Source organism: Streptomyces endophytica, from assembly GCF_026153355.1.
Lineage (GTDB): Bacteria > Actinomycetota > Actinomycetes > Streptomycetales > Streptomycetaceae > Streptomyces > Streptomyces endophytica.
Window position 1 is genome coordinate 5642791 of sequence record NZ_CP110636.1, and the last position, 14438, is coordinate 5657228.

Consider the following 14438-nt stretch of genomic DNA (forward strand, 5'->3'; position numbering starts at 1 on the left):
CGGCCGTGCCCAGGGTAGCCGCCGGCGCGGGCCGGTCCGGTACCGGCCTCGCGTCAGGGGCGGCGCGTCGGCGCCCTTCGGGCGTCACCTCTTCTTCCGCAGGGCCCGGGACCTCTTCTTCCGCAGGGCCCCGGGTGTGTGCGCGGCCGCCGTGCCGGACTTCTCGCTGCGCACCTTGTACTGCGGTTCCTCCTCGGAGGCGTCGATTCGCCGCGCTCGGCCATGGGACTCACCTCCCGGGGGAATTGTCCCGGAGGCCGGTCCCCGCGGCATGCGGGGCGGCGGCCGGGTCCGCGCAGCGGACGTCGCGGGCCGGGCGGCGGCCGGTGGTGAGGAAGGTGGTGACCGTACGGTCGCCGCAGGCGGTGCCGTTGGCGAGGTAGGCGCCGTGGCCGCCGTGGTCGAGGGCGACCAGACGGGCGCGGTCACCGAGGGCCTGCCGCATCTTCAGGGCACCGAAGTAGGGGGTGGAGGGGTCCCGGAGGTTCTGCAGCATCAGGATGTTGGACGGTCCGTCGTCGGTGATCCGGGTGGGCCGGGGGTCCGGCGCGTCCTTCCAGAAGGAGCAGGGCGTGATGTTCGCCGGCATGCCGGCGGTGAGCGGGTGGCGGGCCCGGTCGGCGGCGACCGCGCGCCGGTGGGCGGGGACCGATGCCGGCCAGCGCACGTCGTTGCAGAGGGTCGCCATGATGGCGGTGGCGTCGGTGTCGGGCATCGGCCGGGCGAGGTCGGGGGCAGGTCCGGGCGGGCGGCCGGGTCCTGGGCCTGCTGGACGAGCCGGGCCAGCGGTGCGAAGGAGGCGTCGTTGTAGAGGGCGTTCTGCAGCGCCTGCCGCAGCATGTTGCCGGTCAGTGGCACGGACTCGGTGGTGGATTCCCTGGGCGCGCGGTCCAGCTTCGCGGCCAGTGCGAGGAACAGCGGGCGGACCTCTTCGGGTCGGGCGGCCAGCCGCAGGCCGTCCTTGTCGCGGGCCGGGTCGGCGGCCCAGGCGGCGAAGTCGGGGAACCGGTCGTCCGCGGCGGCCGACATGTTCGCCAGCCAGCCCCGCTCGACCCGCGCCGGGTCGGGGTCGCCGCTGCTGTCCAGCACCCAACGGTCGGTGTGCTGCGGGTACTTCTGGGCGTAGACGGCGCCCACGTACGTCCCGTAGGAGACGCCCCAGGCCGAGAGTTTCCGCTCGCCGAGCGCCTGCCGGAAGCGGTCGATGTCGCGGACCTCGTTGGTGGTGGAGATGCTGCGCAGGACGGCGCCGCCGTGGCGGTGGCAGGCGTCGGCGACGCGCCGGGCGCGGGCGACGTTGTCGGTGATGTTGCCGTCCGGGGAGGGCCAGGAGCGCAGGCTCACCAGAAAGCGGTCGGCGGGCGCCAGGCCGCAGCTCGCCGTGGCGCTGCCGCCCACTCCGCGCGGGTCCAGACCGACCAGGTCGAACGCCCCGCCCGTGGCCTTGCGCAGCGCCTCCCCTTCTGCGCGAGCCGCTGCACCCCGAGCCGCCGGGGCCGCCCGGGATCAGCAGCAGGGTGCCGCGCCGTGCGGCGGGCCGGTCGCTGCGCAGCCGGGACACCGCGACGGTCAACTGCGGGCCGTCCGGGTGCCGGTAGTCGACCGGTACGGCCAGGTCGGCGCACTCCTGTCCGGCGGGGCCGCCGGGTCGGTCGCAGGGCCGCCAGGCGAGGGGCGCGGGCGCGCCGGTGGCGCCGGCGGGGGCGGCGGGGGCGGGCGGGGCGAAGCCGGTCAGGGTGGCCGCGACCGCCGTCGCGGAGAGGCTGAGGAGGAGGGCGCGTCGTGAGTAACTCGTCATGGGACAAGGGTGGTTGAGCCGCGCCCCGGCTCCCATCCGGCAGCCACGAGACCCGGGGTGGGGTTATCCCCGGCGGCGGCGCCGGCCTCGCCCCCGGCCGGGCGGTCGCCCGCGCCGTCGTCCGCGTCCGCCTCCGGTGCGGCGCGCCACCGTCCAGGTACCGCTCGTCGATCCGCTTCGGCCCGAACGGCCACTCCTTCTCGACGCGGGCCCAGAGGAGGAACGCCACGACACCCGCGGCGACCCAGGCCAGCGACCATTCGATGGGGTGCCGGCCGGGCGCGTTGCGGTCCGCGTAGCCGTAGATCACCAGCCAGCCGGTGAGCGCGAGGAGTCCGGGGAGCGGGTAGAGCCACATCCGGTAGGGGCGGCGCAGGGCCGGCTGGCGGCGGCGCAGCACGGTGACGGCGGCGACCTGGGCCAGCGACTGCACGATCACCATGACGGTGGTGAGCAGCTGGATGATGGTGGCGAGGTCGGTGTGCCGGCCCAGGAGGAAGCCGGCCGCCATCACCGCCCCCATGGTGAGCAGGCCGAGCACCGGGAACCGGTGGCGCGGGTGGAGGGTGCCGTACGGGCGGAAGAAGACCCGGTCGCGGGCGGCGTCGTAGGGGACCCGGGAGCCGCCGAGGAGCCCGGTGAAGACGGAGGCGACGGCGGTGACGAGGATGAGCACGGTGACGGTGTCGGCCGCGCCCCTGCCCCAGGCCCGTTCCAGCACGGCGGAGGCGACGGACGAGGACGCCGTGGAGTGCGGGTCGAGCATCTCCCGCCAGTCGACGACGCCGAGCGTGCCGATCTGCAGCAGCAGGTAGATGGCCATGATGCCGAGGATGGCGGCGATGATCGCGCGCGGGACGGTCCGGCCGGGGTCGCGGATCTCGGCGCCATGTAGGCGATGGTGTTGTAGCCGAGGTAGTCGTAGATGCCGATGGTCAGCCCGGCCGCGAAGCCCACCCAGAAGTGACCGGCCGTCAGCTCGAAGGCGTGCGCGGGGTAGGTGAAGGCGCGCTCCGGGCTGAAGTGGGTGAACGCGGCGACGATGACGAGGACGACGGCGGCGATCATCACCGCCCAGAGGACAACGGTGAGCCGGGCGATCCGCTCCACCCGCCGCCACAGCAGCACCATGATGCCCACGGTGACCACGAGTCCGACGGCGTCACCCTGCCCTGGCTCATCCCCGGCCACAGATAGCCCAGGTACTGCACGAAGCCGATCACACCGGTGGACATCCCCAGCGGGATGAACAGCATGGCCGTCCACACGAACAGGAACGGCATCAGCTTGCCGGTGCGGTACTGGAACGCCTGCCGCAGATAGACGTAGCTGCCGCCGGCGCCGGGCAGCGAGGCGCCCAGCTCGGCCCAGACCAGCCCGTCCGCGAGCGCCAGGACCGCGCCGGCGAGGAACCCGATGACGGCCTGCGGTCCGCCGAAGGCGGCGACCATCAGCGGGATGGTGACGAACGGGCCGATGCCGCACATCTGGCTCATGTTGATGGCGGTGGCCTGGAACAGTCCGATCCGGCGGACGAATCCCACGTGCTCGTCGAGGAGTTCAGGCATCGGCGGCCCCCTTCTCGTGCCGGCACGGCGGAGCTTCGGCCCCCGCCGCTCGCCGGTGCGGCACCCGTCCGCCCCGCCACAGGCTGACACGCCCGGCGCCGCCGCGCACCGGTACGGACCGGACATTCCACCCGCGCCCGGCCGCTCTCCCGCGGGCCGCGCCGCCGGTCAGACCTCCCCGGCCGCCCGGCCTCCCCGTACGCCTCGCCGCCGAGCTCCAGCCGGGCCGTACCGGCCGTCGCGTCCGCCAGCCAGCCGCGGAACGCGTCCAGCTCGGCCTCCGGCAGCCCGACCTCGATGCGCACCTCCGCCCCGTACGTCACCTCCCGCACCGCGCGGCCCGTGGTCCGCAGGTCGTTCTCGACCCGGCCGGCCCGCTGGTGGTCGACGGTGACCGTGGCCAGCCGGAAACGCTGCCGGGTGACCGTGCCCAGCACGTCCAGGGCCTCGCCGACGACACCGCCGTAGGCGCGTATCAGCCCACCGGCGCCGAGCTTGACGCCGCCGAAATAGCGGGTGACGACGGCGACGACGAAGCGCATCTCGCGGCGGAGCAGCATCTGCAGCATCGGGACGCCCGCGGTGCCGCCCGGCTCGCCGTCATCACTGGCCTTCTGCACGCCGCCGTCGGCACCGAGGACGTACGCCCAGCAGTGGTGGCGTGCGGTCGGGTGCTCCTTGCGGATGCGCGCGAGGAAGTCCAGCGCCTCGGTCTCGTTCGCGACGGGCGCGAGCGCGCAGAGGAAGCGGGACTTGTTGATCTCGATCTCGTGGACACCCTCGCGCGCGAGCGTGCGGTACTGCTCCTGCATCGCTCCAGCCTATGCGGCCCCGGTGACAGCGGGCTCCCGGTCCCGGCCGCCCGCGCCGCGCTGGGCCGTCCGCCAAAAGGGCACGGGGGTCCGCCGGACGGGCGCAGTCCGCACGGCCAGGCGGCGTACCCGCCCCGTCCGCACGGTGCGTCGGGGAGACGTCGGGGCCGGCCGTGGGCACTGTGAGGCCAGTGCGAGAGCCTCGTGTTTCCGGGGCCCCGCTCGTACGCGCAGGAACGGAACCGCGGGTTGGCGGAGGGCTGCATGGAAGAGAGCACACAGTCGGCGATGACGGCGGGCGAGCCCCTCACGGGCGAGGACATGCCCGAGCCCCCGCCGGAGGTCGTCGAGGCGGCACGCGAGGCGCCCGATCACTGGCTGGCCTGGTGGACCTGACGTGGCAGGGCGAGGGGCCGCCACCGCTCTGGGCGCTGATCGGGCAGTGGCGGTCCGGGCCGACCGGCGAGATCGAGGAGTGGCGGGACAACCCGGAGTACCGGCCGTCGCCGCAGATGCTGGAGTGGTCGGAGCCGGCCGACCCGGTGGACCGCGCGGTGCAGCTGGCCGCGACCGGTTACGGGCCCGGGCAGGACGTCACCGAGGCGCTGGCGCGGGCCGAGGTGTCCGTCCTGGTCACCGCGACCGGCACCCCGCTGGCCGCCGCCTCGCCCGAGGGCACCCCGGTGATCCCGGCCTACACCTCGGAGGGCTACCTGGAGTCGGTGGGACGGCTGCTCTACGACCGGCGTCCGGTGGCCGACCTCGTGGACCAGCTTCCGCCGGGCCACGCGCTGTACCTGAACCCGACCGGGCCGGTGAGCATGCTGGTCGACACCGAGGAACTGCGTGCCGCACTGGCCGGGACGTCCGCCCAGGCGCCGGAGGAGGTCCGGGAGGCGGCCGCGACCGGGGCGCTGCGGCCCGGCACCGGGGCCGGCGGCGCCGAGCCGGTGGGCGGCGGCCGGGCGATCGGCAAGCCGGCCCGGGCCGCCACCGGCAGCACCGTCGTCGGCGCCGGACTGGCCGGCAGCACGGTCGTCCGCGCCCGCCGCTGACCGCCCCCGTCCCACCCCACTAAAGAACCCGCCCCGCCGCCTTCCCCTTCGGGCGGGGCGCCTGCGTCCGCGGACGCGCCCGCCGTGGCCCGGGCGGGAATCTTCCGGCGGTGCCGGCCGTTGATCCGCACGAGAACCTTCCCTGAGCAGGAGGCAGTGCGTGTACGGCGATCCCAGTACGATCCGCAGGATCCTCACCGAGCTCGGCGACACCTGGGCCGTCGTGGGTCTGTCGAACAACGAGCGGCGGGCCGCGTACGGCGTGGCCGAGGTGCTGCAGCGCTACGGCAAGCGCATCGTTCCGGTGCACCCGAAGGCCGAGACGGTGCACGGCGAGCCGGGCTACTCCTCGCTGGACGCGATCCCGTTCCCGGTCGACGTGGTCGATGTGTTCGTCAACAGCGAGCTGGCCGGGCCGGTCGCCGACGAGGCCGTGGCGGCCGGTGCGAGGGCCGTCTGGTTCCAGCTCGGTGTGGTCGACGAGGGGGCCTGGAACCGCGTGCGCGATGCGGGTCTGGACATGGTCATGGACCGTTGTCCGGCCATTGAGATACCGCGTTTGGGCTGAGCCGGGCGTGCGTTAGCGTCCGGACATGATCGAGATACGGGCCGCCGTCCCCGGGGACGCAGCCGAACTGGTCCGGCTGCGCCGGCTGATGTTCCGGGCGATGAACGGCGAGGACCAGCCCGGCGGTTGGGAGCGGGAGGCGGAGACGGTGGCGCGCCGGCTGCTGACCGGGCCGGAGGCGCGGCTGGGGGCCTTCGTGGTGGCGGGCGACGGGGCGGCCGGGGCGCCGCATCTGGCGGCGTGTGCGGTCGGGACGGTGGAGCAGCGGCTGCCGGCGCCGGGCCACCCCTCGGGCCGCTTCGGCTTCGTCTTCAACGTGTGTACGGATCCGCGCTATCGGGGCCGCGGCTATGCCCGCGCCACCACCGAGGCGCTGCTCGACTGGTTCGCGGAGCAGGGCGTCAGCCGCGTCGACCTGCATGCCACGGACGGCGCCGAACCGCTGTACCGCAGCATGGGGTTCCACGAACACTCCACACCGCTGTCGCTGGACCTGCGCGCGGGCGTGCGGCGCAAGGCCGGCTGAGCGGGCGCCCGGCCCGGGGCGACCGCCGGGCCGGAGAGGCAGCCGCCCTACTCCACCCGGGCGGCGAAGCCGTAGTGGAGGCCGCTGCCCGGCACCGGGAGCCCCGGCGGCAGCTCTTCGCCGCTCAGCGGCGGAAGGGTGACGGTGTCCAGTCGACGGTCCGGTCGAAGTGTTCGGCGAGGTGGACGACGCTCACCTCCTCGCCGTGCGCGTACGCGGTGAGGATCGGAGCCCCGCTCAGCCCGCAGCCCCCGACGACCGAGAACCACTGGTCGCAGGCCCAGCGCAGCTCATCGGGGCGGGAGGCGACGATCGTCGCGCAGTGCGCGGTCGAACCGCTCCAGCCGGTGTCGTCCAGCACATAGAAACCGTACGGCCCGGTGGTGTGGTGCCCGGTCCCGGCGGCGCCCGCCCGGGCGAGGAGGTCTTCCGTCTCGGCCTGCCGCCGCCCGATGGTGGTCTCGTCCTCCCCATACCCCTCGGCGGCCTCGGGGTTGAGCTCGCGCATGTTCTGCCAGAAGTCGATCTGCTGGGCCAGCCGTCCGGCCAGCAGGGTCAGGGCGGGGACGTGGCCGGGATGTCTGTCGAGGGCCGCGCGCAGCCAGGGTTCCTCCGGCCAGCTCTGCCCGGCGCCGTCGATCTCTTCCGGCACGTCCGCCGGGCCGGTGGCCGTCAGGCACAGCAACCGCCCCAGCGCGAAGGCGGCGTCGGCATCCCGGCCGTCGCGGCGGTCCGCAGCCGCGTCAGCCTCTCGTCGTCGATCGTCATGTGCCGCAGGCTAGGCGCAGGCGCTGACATCCGGGGCCGTCACGCGTGCATCGACCGCTCCGGAAGGGTCCGGAAGGCCGCTCTTAGGCGACGCCCAGGCCGTCCAGGACCGTGGCGCCGGGGAGTTCGGCCAGTGCCTTGCCGGGGACGATGAGCTTGCCGCGGCGGCTGCCGCTGCCGATCAGGGCGTACGGGGTGTCGGCGACGGCGGCGTCGACGAGCAGTGGCCAGCCGCGGGCAGGCCGATGGGGGTGATGCCGCCGTATTCCATGCCGCTCTCGCCGACCGCCCGGTCCATCGGTGCGAACGAGGCTTTCCGCGCGCCGAGTTGGCGGCGCACCACGCCGTTGACGTCGACGCGGGTGTGGGACAGGACGACGCAGCCGGCCAGTGCGGTCTCGCCGCCGCGCTTGCCGGCCACCACCACGCAGTTCGCCGACTGCTCCACCAGCCAGGGGCCGTAGTGCTCGACGAGCAGTGCGGTGTCCGCGATGGCGGGGTCGGTGTCGACGAAGCGGAACTCCTCGACCGGTACGGAGCCGCTCCAGGCGCGGATCGCCGCGGCGACGGGCTCGGTCAGCTGGTCCAGGCACTCGACGGCGGGCCGGACCTCGTCAAAGGCATCCATCGGGACGGGCATGGCGCCAAGTTAACAGCCGGAGCCGGTCGCCGCGGGACCGTCTCAGCGGGCGGGCTGGATGATCACGGACATGGTCATCTCGACCGGTTCGGTCCCGTCGTTGCGATAGCCGTGCGGGACCTTGGCCTCGAACGTCGCCGAGGCGCCGGCCGGCACGGTGTGCTCGACGCCGTCGACGACGAGGGTGAGGGTGCCGGCGCGGACGTGGAGCAGTTCGACGGTGCCGGGCGGATGGGGGTCGGAGGCGCTGTCGTCGCCGGCATCAGCCGCCAGTCCCACAGTTCGAAGGGGCCGGGCGCCTCGGCGCCGACGAGGAGCTTGGTGAAGCTGCCCGCCTCGGTGGACCACAGCCGGACCGCCTCGCCCGGACCGACGATGCGGACCTGGGGGCCCTGTTCGTAGTCGAGGAGCGTGGTGATGCTGACGCCGAGCGCGTCGGCGATCTTGACGGTGGTTCCCACGCTCGGGTTGGTACGGGCCTGCTCGATCTGGATGATCATGCCGCGGCTGACGCCGGCGCGGGCCGCCAGGGCGTCGAGGGTGTAGCCGCGCTCGGCGCGCCAGTGCTTGAGGTTGCGGGCGAGCGACTGCGTGAGCTGGTCGAGGTCCGTCACGGTCCGTCCAAGTCGAGGCTAATAAATTGGATGCTGTAGTTCAGTTTGTTGGACTACGGTGTGGTGTACTTCAGCGTCCGGTTCACTGTACTGCGAGGTTTCACCATGACAGCGGTCTTCGCCCTGGCCACCAGCCTCCTCTGGGGGCTCGCCGACTTCGGGGCGGACTGCTCACCCGACGATTCCAGGCGCTGACCGTCGTGGTCGTCTCGCAAACCCTGGCCGCCGTGGTCCTGGGCGCCATCGTGGTGGCGACCGGCGGCTGGCGGGAGGCCGGGCCGCAGCTGTGGTTCGCGGTCGGCGCGGGCGTCGTCGGCCCGGCCGCGATGCTCTGCTTCTACCGCGCCCTGGCACTCGGCCCGATGGGCGTGGTCTCCCCGCTCGCCGCGCTCGGCACCGTACTGGTACCGCTCGGCGTGGGCATCGTGGCGGGCGAACGGCCCGGCCTGCTGCAGGCCGCCGGCATGGTCGTGGCGGTCGTCGGGGTACTGCTGGCCGGCGGCCCGAAGATCAGCGGCGCCTCCATCGCCCGCCAGACGATCGCGCTGACGCTGGTCTCGGCGCTCGGCTTCGGCGCGGTGATGGCGCTGATCGCGGAGGCGTCCACGACCGTGACCGGCCTGTTCCTCGCGCTGTTCGTGCAGCGGGTGTGCAATGTCGCGGTCGGCGGCGCCGCCCTGTACGCGTCGGTGCGGCGCGGCAACCCGGCGCTGCCCGAGGGCGGGTTCGCGGCCCTCAAGGGCGCGCTGCCGATGCTCGCCTTCGTGGGCATCGCGGACGTCGCCGCGAACGGCACGTACTCCCTCGCCGCCCAGCACGGTCCGGTCACCATGGCCGCGGTGCTCGCCTCCCTCTACCCCGTCGTCACCACGCTCGCCGCGCTCGGCGTCCTCAAGGAGCGGATGCGGGCGATACAGACGGCCGGCGCCTCCCTCGCACTGGTCGGCACGGTCCTGCTCGCCTCCGGGGGCTGACGCGCCGTCAGGCCGCGTCGCTACGCCTCCCCGGCGGGCGCCGCCGCCTCGTCCGCCACCCACTCCCCCAGCGCCACCAGCTGCTCCGGCGTGACACCCTCCGGGATCGGCACCGGCGCCGGGGTGCGCAGCGGCGGCTGCCAGCCCGTCGCCGGGTCCCAGCGGCGGACCACCTTGGCGGGCGCGCCGGCGACCACCGCGTGGTCGGGGACCTCGCCGCGGACCACGGCACCGGCCGCGACCACCACGTTCCGGCCCAGCCGGGCACCGGGCAGGATGACCGCACCGGTGCCGATCCAGCTGCCGGGGCCGATGCTGACCGGATCGGCGCGCGGCCACTGCTTGCCGACCGGCACCTCGGGATCGTCGTAACTGTGGTTGGTGGTGGTGACGTACACACCGGGGCCGAAGAAGCAGTCGTCGCCGATCGTCAGCCGGACATCGGCGATCACATGGCTGCCGCGGCCGAGGACCACGCCGTTCCCCAGCGTGAGGATCGGCTCCGGGCCGAGGTCGAGGTCCGGCATCATGCCCGCGGTGAGCGTCACGTCCTGGGCGATGATGCAGTGGTCGCCGAGCTCGATCCAGGGGTCACCGAAGACGGTGCCCTGCGGGAACGCGAGCCGGGTGCCGGTGCCGATCCGGCGGAAGCGGTACGGCCCCGGCCGGCCGGCCGTGACGGCCGCGGCCTCCCGCACCCAGCGCGCGCCGCGGTGAACGGCGCGCGACACGGCCCGGCGCCGCCAGGCCGCCAAGGACGAGAACACGTTCTGGTTTATCGGCACCCGCACACCGTACTCAGCACCCCGGGCGCCGGACCGCGCACCGGGCTGTGATCTTCGCCCCACCGGCCGATCGCCCGGTCCGCCGGCCGGTGCGTCGTCTACGGTGCTGGGGGCGCGGCGCACAAACGGCGAGGAGATCCAGAGATGACGGAACGGGCGTTCATTTCACCGGTGGGCGGCAAGGAACCGCAGGTGGCCGCGACGGCGTTCACCGCCCCGACGTCCGTGGTGATCGGCGAGGTCACCCTGGCCGCGGGCGCCAGCGTCTGGTACCACGCGGTGCTGCGGGCCGACTGCGGCCCGATCGTGCTCGGCGCCGACAGCAACATCCAGGACAACTGCACGGTCCACGTCGACCCGGGCTTCCCGGTGACCGTAGGCGAGCGGGTCTCGGTCGGCCACAACGCGGTGCTGCACGGCTGCACCGTCGAGGACGACGTCCTCATCGGCATGGGCGCCACGGTCCTCAACGGCGCCCACATCGGCGCCGGCTCACTGGTCGCCGCCCAGGCCCTGGTCCCGCAGGGCATGCGGGTGCCGCCCGGCTCCCTCGTCGCCGGCGTACCGGCGAAGGTCAAGCGGGAACTGACCGCCGAGGAGCGCGAGATGATCCGGGTCAATGCGGCGATGTACCTGGAACTGGCGGCCGCGCACCGGGAAGCGGTGGCGGAGGACTGAGGAACGCCGGGGCGGGGGCCGCGGGGCGGGCATGGGACCGCGCCGCGGGGGCGGGGTGTCGCGGAGGGAGACCGTGGAGGGACCCGGCGACGTCGGCCGGAACCTCAGCGACGCCCGGCGGACGCGGCGACGGTGAGCGCCGACGACAGCAGCTCGGCGTCGAAGAGGGAGGCATCCGCGAGGCGGTGGGCGTTGGCGTACCCGTTCATCATGAGCTTGGCGGTCCGCAGGGCCGCGGGAGAGCGGCGGATCAGCGGCTTGGTCCAGCGCGTGACGGTGCTGTCGAGCTGATCCACGGGCACGACCTTGTGGAGGAGGGAGAGCTCCTGCGCGGTGACGGCGTCGAAGTTGTCGGCGGTCAGTATCAGTTCGCGCACTCTGGCGGCGCCTCCCTCGCTCAGCAGCCGCGGCATGATGCCGCCCCAGGCGGGCGGCACGCCCAGACCCAGTTCCGGCAGCCGGAAGCGACAGTTGTCCGCGCCGACCCGCAGATCGCAGAAGACCGCGAGCCCCACACCGGCCCCGACCACGCCGCCGTGCAGCCGCGCGATGGTCACGACGTCGGTGGTCGCGAGGGCGTCACACACCCGGCGGGCCTTGTTGGCGAGCGCCCGCAGTTCCACGCCACTGGGGTCGGCCGCGAGCAGGGCGGGGAATTCCGCGCGGTCGCCGCCGAGGCAGAAGTCGTCGCCCGCGCCGGAGAGGACCAGCACCCTGATGCCGGTCTCGTCGTCCAGGGCCCCAGGACCGCGAGCAGCTCGTCGAGGATCGGTCCGGAAATGGCGTTGCCGGTCTCCGGGCAGTTCAACTGCACCCTGAGGACGGGCCCTTCCTGGGAGACGAGGAGGGACTTGAAGTCGTGCATCATGGCGGTTCCTTGTTCGTTGTTCCACGCTTCGTGGGAGCCGGTCCACCGGGCGACTCAGGCACGGGCGACCGGAAGTGTGATCAGGCGGCGGAAGGCCACCCGGGACGCCCAGCCGGGCGCACCCGCGAGCTGCAGCCCGGGGAGGCGCTGGAGCAACGCGGTGAGCAGGCACTCCGCCTCCATACGGGCGAGTGCGCTGCCGAGGCAGAAGTGGATGCCGCCGCCGAAGCTGAGGTGGGGGGACCGCCGGCGGATGTCGAAGAGTTCGGGGTCCGCGTACTGGCGCGGGTCGTGGTGGGCGGCGCCGACCATGAGCTGCACCATCTCGTTCTCCCGGATGGTGACCCCGGCGAGCACGGTGTCCTCCGGAGCGACCCGGCTGATCATGTGTATCGGGGCGTCGTAGCGGAGGACCTCGTCCAGGGCGCCCGGTATGTGCTCGGGGCGGGTGCGCAGCCAGTCCCGTTGGCGCGGGTGCTCCAGGAGCAGGCGGACCGCGCCGGCGAGTACGTGGGAGGTGGTCTCCAGTGCCGCCAGCACCATGAAGAGCGCGAGGTGGAAAACGGCCTCGTCCGCGGCCGCCCGGTCGGGTTCGAGGTCGTCCCATACGGCGATCCAGGACGAGATCGGGTCCGTCCCGGGATTCCTCCTGCGGCCCTTCACCAGCGCGGTGAAATACTCGCGCAATTGCCGGTGGCCTCGTCGGAAAGGGCGAGCTGACTTCGGGTCGGAAACAGCTCCTGGGTGAATACCTGGTCGTGGGTGAGGGAGCGCAGCAACGCGTAATCGGACGGCGGCAGTTGCAGCCATTCACCGATCGTGATCACCGGCAATTCGTCGCTGACCAGTGCGCAGAAATCGGCTGTGCCAAAAACGAGTTCTTCGTCCAGGCGGTCCAGCAGTCGATTGACCGTACGCTCGACGGAATTCTTCATCACCGCCAGGGAATTGCGGTCGAAGACATTTCCCACCGACCGCCGCATCCGGGTGTGGTCCGGCGGGTTGAGCATGGGCAGGGTGCCGCCCATCTGGCGTGATGCGGGTGCCTTCCAGCGCGCCGTGTCGACCTGGCGGGCCCGCCAGCCGCTGTCCGGCACCCGCCACGCCCGGCTGCGCAGTACCTGGTGGCACAGGGAGTAAGACGTCGCCAGGTGCCCGCCCCAAGGCGCCGGGACAATATCCCCCATCGCCCTGAGTTTCACATACCAGGGCAAGGGATTTGCCTGACCATCGCCTGTGCGCAGACGGGAGAAGAGCGAAACCACGCTGCGCCGGTCAACGGGGGCAATGGCCAGAGCGGGCTCCACGGCGACACCTTCCTCCAGAAGATCACACAGTAATCGCCAACGCTGCATACCCCCGAGCTTGAACATTCATGCGGTCAATGAACATTCACACTGTCATTAACGTCACACACGCCACCAGTTGAGGAACCCGCTCCACCAGCTTCCCTTCTGCGACCTGCCCTTGGGCTGCTGGGACGGCTGCTCCCCCGGGCGGTGGCCGCCGCCGGCCGGCCCCGCCTCAGGGCGTGCGTGGCGCACCGGGGTGAAGCGGGCGGGCAGCGCGATGAGCGCACGGTGGAACGGACCGGGACGCCAGGTCAGGGTTTCCGCCGGCACGCCCAGCTCGACGTCGGGCAGCGTGTTCAGCAGCTTCTCGATGGCCCTGATGGAGATCAGCAGTGCCGGGTCCTTGGCGGGACAGGCGTGCGTTCCGGCACCCCAGGCCAGGTGGGCCCGCTTGCTGAACGTCTGCCGTGAGGCGGACAGGGTCGGGTCCGCGTTGGCCGCCGCGAAGCTGATCAGGACCGGCGTGCCGGCCGCCAGCTTGGTGCCGGCGACCTCCACGTCGTGGACCGGGTAGTGGGTGGCGTAGTTGGCGATCGGCGGGCTGTTCCACAGCACCTCGTTGATGGCGTCCTCGACCAGGACACCGGCGCCCTGCTGGCCGTCGGCGAACTGCTCGTCGGACAGCAGCAGGCGCAGCGCGTTGCCGATGATGTTCTGCACCGGCTCGGTGCCCGCCCCGATGAGGAGGGCCAGCTGGTGGACCATCTCCTCGTCCGACAGCTGCGACGGGTGCTGCATCAGCCACGAGGTGATGTCCTCACCGGGGCTGGTGCGCTTCAGCGTGACGAGCTCGAACAGCGCCCCTGCCATGGCCTCGTTGGCCCGCTCCACATCGACACCGTCGAAGAGGTTGGAGATGGCGCTGATCAGCCGGTCGCCGAGCTCCGCGGGGCAGCCGAACAGGTCGTTGAAGACCAGCAGCGGCAGCACCTGGGCGTAGTCGCTGATCAGGTCGGCCTTGCCGCGGAAGCCGAACTGGTCGATCAGGTAGGCGGCGACCCGGTCGACATGCCGGCTCACCCGGTGCATGTCCAGGCGCGCGAAGCTGTCCGTCACGGCCTGGCGCAGCTTCAGATGGTCGGCACCGTCGGAGAACATGCAGTTCGGCCGGTACATCATCATCGGCAGCACGGGGCTGTCCAGCGGCACCCGGCCCTCGTTCAGCGCGCGCCAGCGGCGGGAGTCGCGGGCGAAGGTGTCCGGGTTCTGGAGTACGTGGAGCGCGGTGGCGTAGTCGGTGACGAGTTCCGCCTCCACTCCGGGGGCGAGCTCGACGGGAGCGACGGGGCCGTGCTGCCGGAGACGCTCGTAGAAGCCGTGCGGATCCGCGGCGAATTCCGGGCCGTACAGGGACGTTCTCATGCCGTCGGCGTGTGCCGGGCAACCCGGCGGCGGAGTCTCGAATTCCGAATGAGAATGCATGCCTGAACTC

General features: G+C 72.8%; 13 protein-coding genes and 6 pseudogenes. 6 read left to right on the forward strand and 13 right to left on the reverse strand.

The genetic code is table 11. The annotated features are described in order from the left end of the window. Positions 1–84 precede the first annotated feature (84 nt). The 5 genes and pseudogenes from OJ254_RS25205 to OJ254_RS25220 form a co-directional block, all read right to left on the reverse strand. Positions 85–273 (reverse strand): hypervirulence associated TUDOR domain-containing protein, encoded by a 189-nt coding sequence (locus OJ254_RS25205; protein WP_265364203.1) that lies wholly within the window; start codon positions 271–273, stop codon positions 85–87. After that, entirely contained in the window at positions 230–589 is a 360-nt protein-coding gene (locus OJ254_RS31765) for an alpha/beta hydrolase (RefSeq protein ID WP_423835950.1), read from the reverse strand. The genes OJ254_RS25205 and OJ254_RS31765 overlap by 44 nt, the downstream gene beginning before the upstream one ends. Continuing rightward, complete coding sequence (locus OJ254_RS31770) at positions 496–1398, reverse strand: alpha/beta fold hydrolase (protein ID WP_423835951.1); 903 nt, start codon at positions 1396–1398, stop codon at positions 496–498. Before OJ254_RS31770 ends, OJ254_RS31765 begins: the two co-directional genes overlap by 94 nt. Before the next feature lie 548 nt (positions 1399–1946). Beyond that, positions 1947–3366, reverse strand: a pseudogene (locus tag OJ254_RS25215) (APC family permease); the annotation flags it as partial. Positions 3367–3554: 188 nt separating this feature from the next. Next, positions 3555–4178, reverse strand: a pseudogene (locus OJ254_RS25220) (YigZ family protein); the annotation flags it as partial. Between the two features lie 264 nt (positions 4179–4442). On the opposite strand from OJ254_RS25220, the gene OJ254_RS25225 reads away from it, so the two are divergent. From OJ254_RS25225 to OJ254_RS25240, 4 genes are all read left to right on the forward strand, one after another. Next, on the forward strand, positions 4443–4574 hold the full coding sequence (locus OJ254_RS25225; protein ID WP_265364204.1) for a hypothetical protein: 132 nt from the start codon (positions 4443–4445) through the stop codon (positions 4572–4574). Next, positions 4565–5233, forward strand: coding sequence for a type VII secretion system-associated protein (locus OJ254_RS25230; protein ID WP_265364205.1), 669 nt, complete (start codon positions 4565–4567; stop codon positions 5231–5233). The genes OJ254_RS25225 and OJ254_RS25230 overlap by 10 nt, the downstream gene beginning before the upstream one ends. Positions 5234–5393: 160 nt before the next feature. After that, positions 5394–5801, forward strand: coding sequence for a CoA-binding protein (locus OJ254_RS25235; RefSeq protein WP_265364206.1), 408 nt, complete (start codon positions 5394–5396; stop codon positions 5799–5801). Positions 5802–5826: 25 nt separating this feature from the next. Further along, on the forward strand, positions 5827–6327 hold the full coding sequence (locus OJ254_RS25240) for a GNAT family N-acetyltransferase (protein WP_265364207.1): 501 nt from the start codon (positions 5827–5829) through the stop codon (positions 6325–6327). A gap of 124 nt (positions 6328–6451) precedes the next feature. On the opposite strand, the gene OJ254_RS25245 is transcribed toward OJ254_RS25240, so the two are convergent. The 3 genes and pseudogenes from OJ254_RS25245 to OJ254_RS25255 all read right to left on the reverse strand — a co-directional run bounded on the left by OJ254_RS25245 (position 6452) and on the right by OJ254_RS25255 (position 8349). Continuing rightward, positions 6452–7012 (reverse strand): tetratricopeptide repeat protein, encoded by a 561-nt coding sequence (locus OJ254_RS25245; protein ID WP_265364208.1) that lies wholly within the window; start codon positions 7010–7012, stop codon positions 6452–6454. Positions 7013–7178: 166 nt separating this feature from the next. Continuing rightward, positions 7179–7735: pseudogene (locus OJ254_RS25250) on the reverse strand (YbaK/EbsC family protein). Between the two features lie 42 nt (positions 7736–7777). After that, a pseudogene (locus OJ254_RS25255) lies at positions 7778–8349 on the reverse strand (helix-turn-helix domain-containing protein). Positions 8350–8454: 105 nt separating this feature from the next. Between OJ254_RS25255 and OJ254_RS25260 the strand changes: the two are divergent. After that, positions 8455–9323: pseudogene (locus OJ254_RS25260) on the forward strand (EamA family transporter). A gap of 20 nt (positions 9324–9343) precedes the next feature. On the opposite strand, the gene OJ254_RS25265 reads toward OJ254_RS25260, so the two are convergent. Continuing rightward, entirely contained in the window at positions 9344–10108 is a 765-nt protein-coding gene (locus OJ254_RS25265) for an acyltransferase (RefSeq protein WP_265364209.1), read from the reverse strand. A 144-nt stretch (positions 10109–10252) separates the two neighbouring features. Here OJ254_RS25265 and OJ254_RS25270 point away from each other — a divergent pair, with 144 nt between their 5' ends. Then, entirely contained in the window at positions 10253–10786 is a 534-nt protein-coding gene (locus OJ254_RS25270; protein WP_265364210.1) for a gamma carbonic anhydrase family protein, read from the forward strand. A 104-nt stretch (positions 10787–10890) separates the two neighbouring features. On the opposite strand, the pseudogene OJ254_RS25275 reads toward OJ254_RS25270, so the two are convergent. The 4 genes and pseudogenes from OJ254_RS25275 to OJ254_RS25285 form a co-directional block, all read right to left on the reverse strand. Beyond that, a pseudogene (locus OJ254_RS25275) lies at positions 10891–11654 on the reverse strand (enoyl-CoA hydratase/isomerase family protein). Positions 11655–11708: 54 nt separating this feature from the next. Continuing rightward, a complete protein-coding gene (locus OJ254_RS31180; protein WP_341483731.1) occupies positions 11709–12341 on the reverse strand; it encodes a cytochrome P450 in 633 nt (210 codons plus the stop codon). Continuing rightward, positions 12314–13027 carry a cytochrome P450 family protein gene (locus OJ254_RS31185; protein WP_341483732.1) on the reverse strand — a complete coding sequence of 238 codons (714 nt, stop codon included), beginning with the start codon at positions 13025–13027 and terminating at the stop codon, positions 12314–12316. The genes OJ254_RS31180 and OJ254_RS31185 overlap by 28 nt, the downstream gene beginning before the upstream one ends. A 36-nt stretch (positions 13028–13063) precedes the next feature. Next, the gene (locus OJ254_RS25285; protein ID WP_265364211.1) at positions 13064–14428 is read right to left on the reverse strand and encodes a cytochrome P450; all 1365 of its coding nucleotides are present in this window, start codon (positions 14426–14428) and stop codon (positions 13064–13066) included. Positions 14429–14438: the final 10 nt, after the last annotated feature.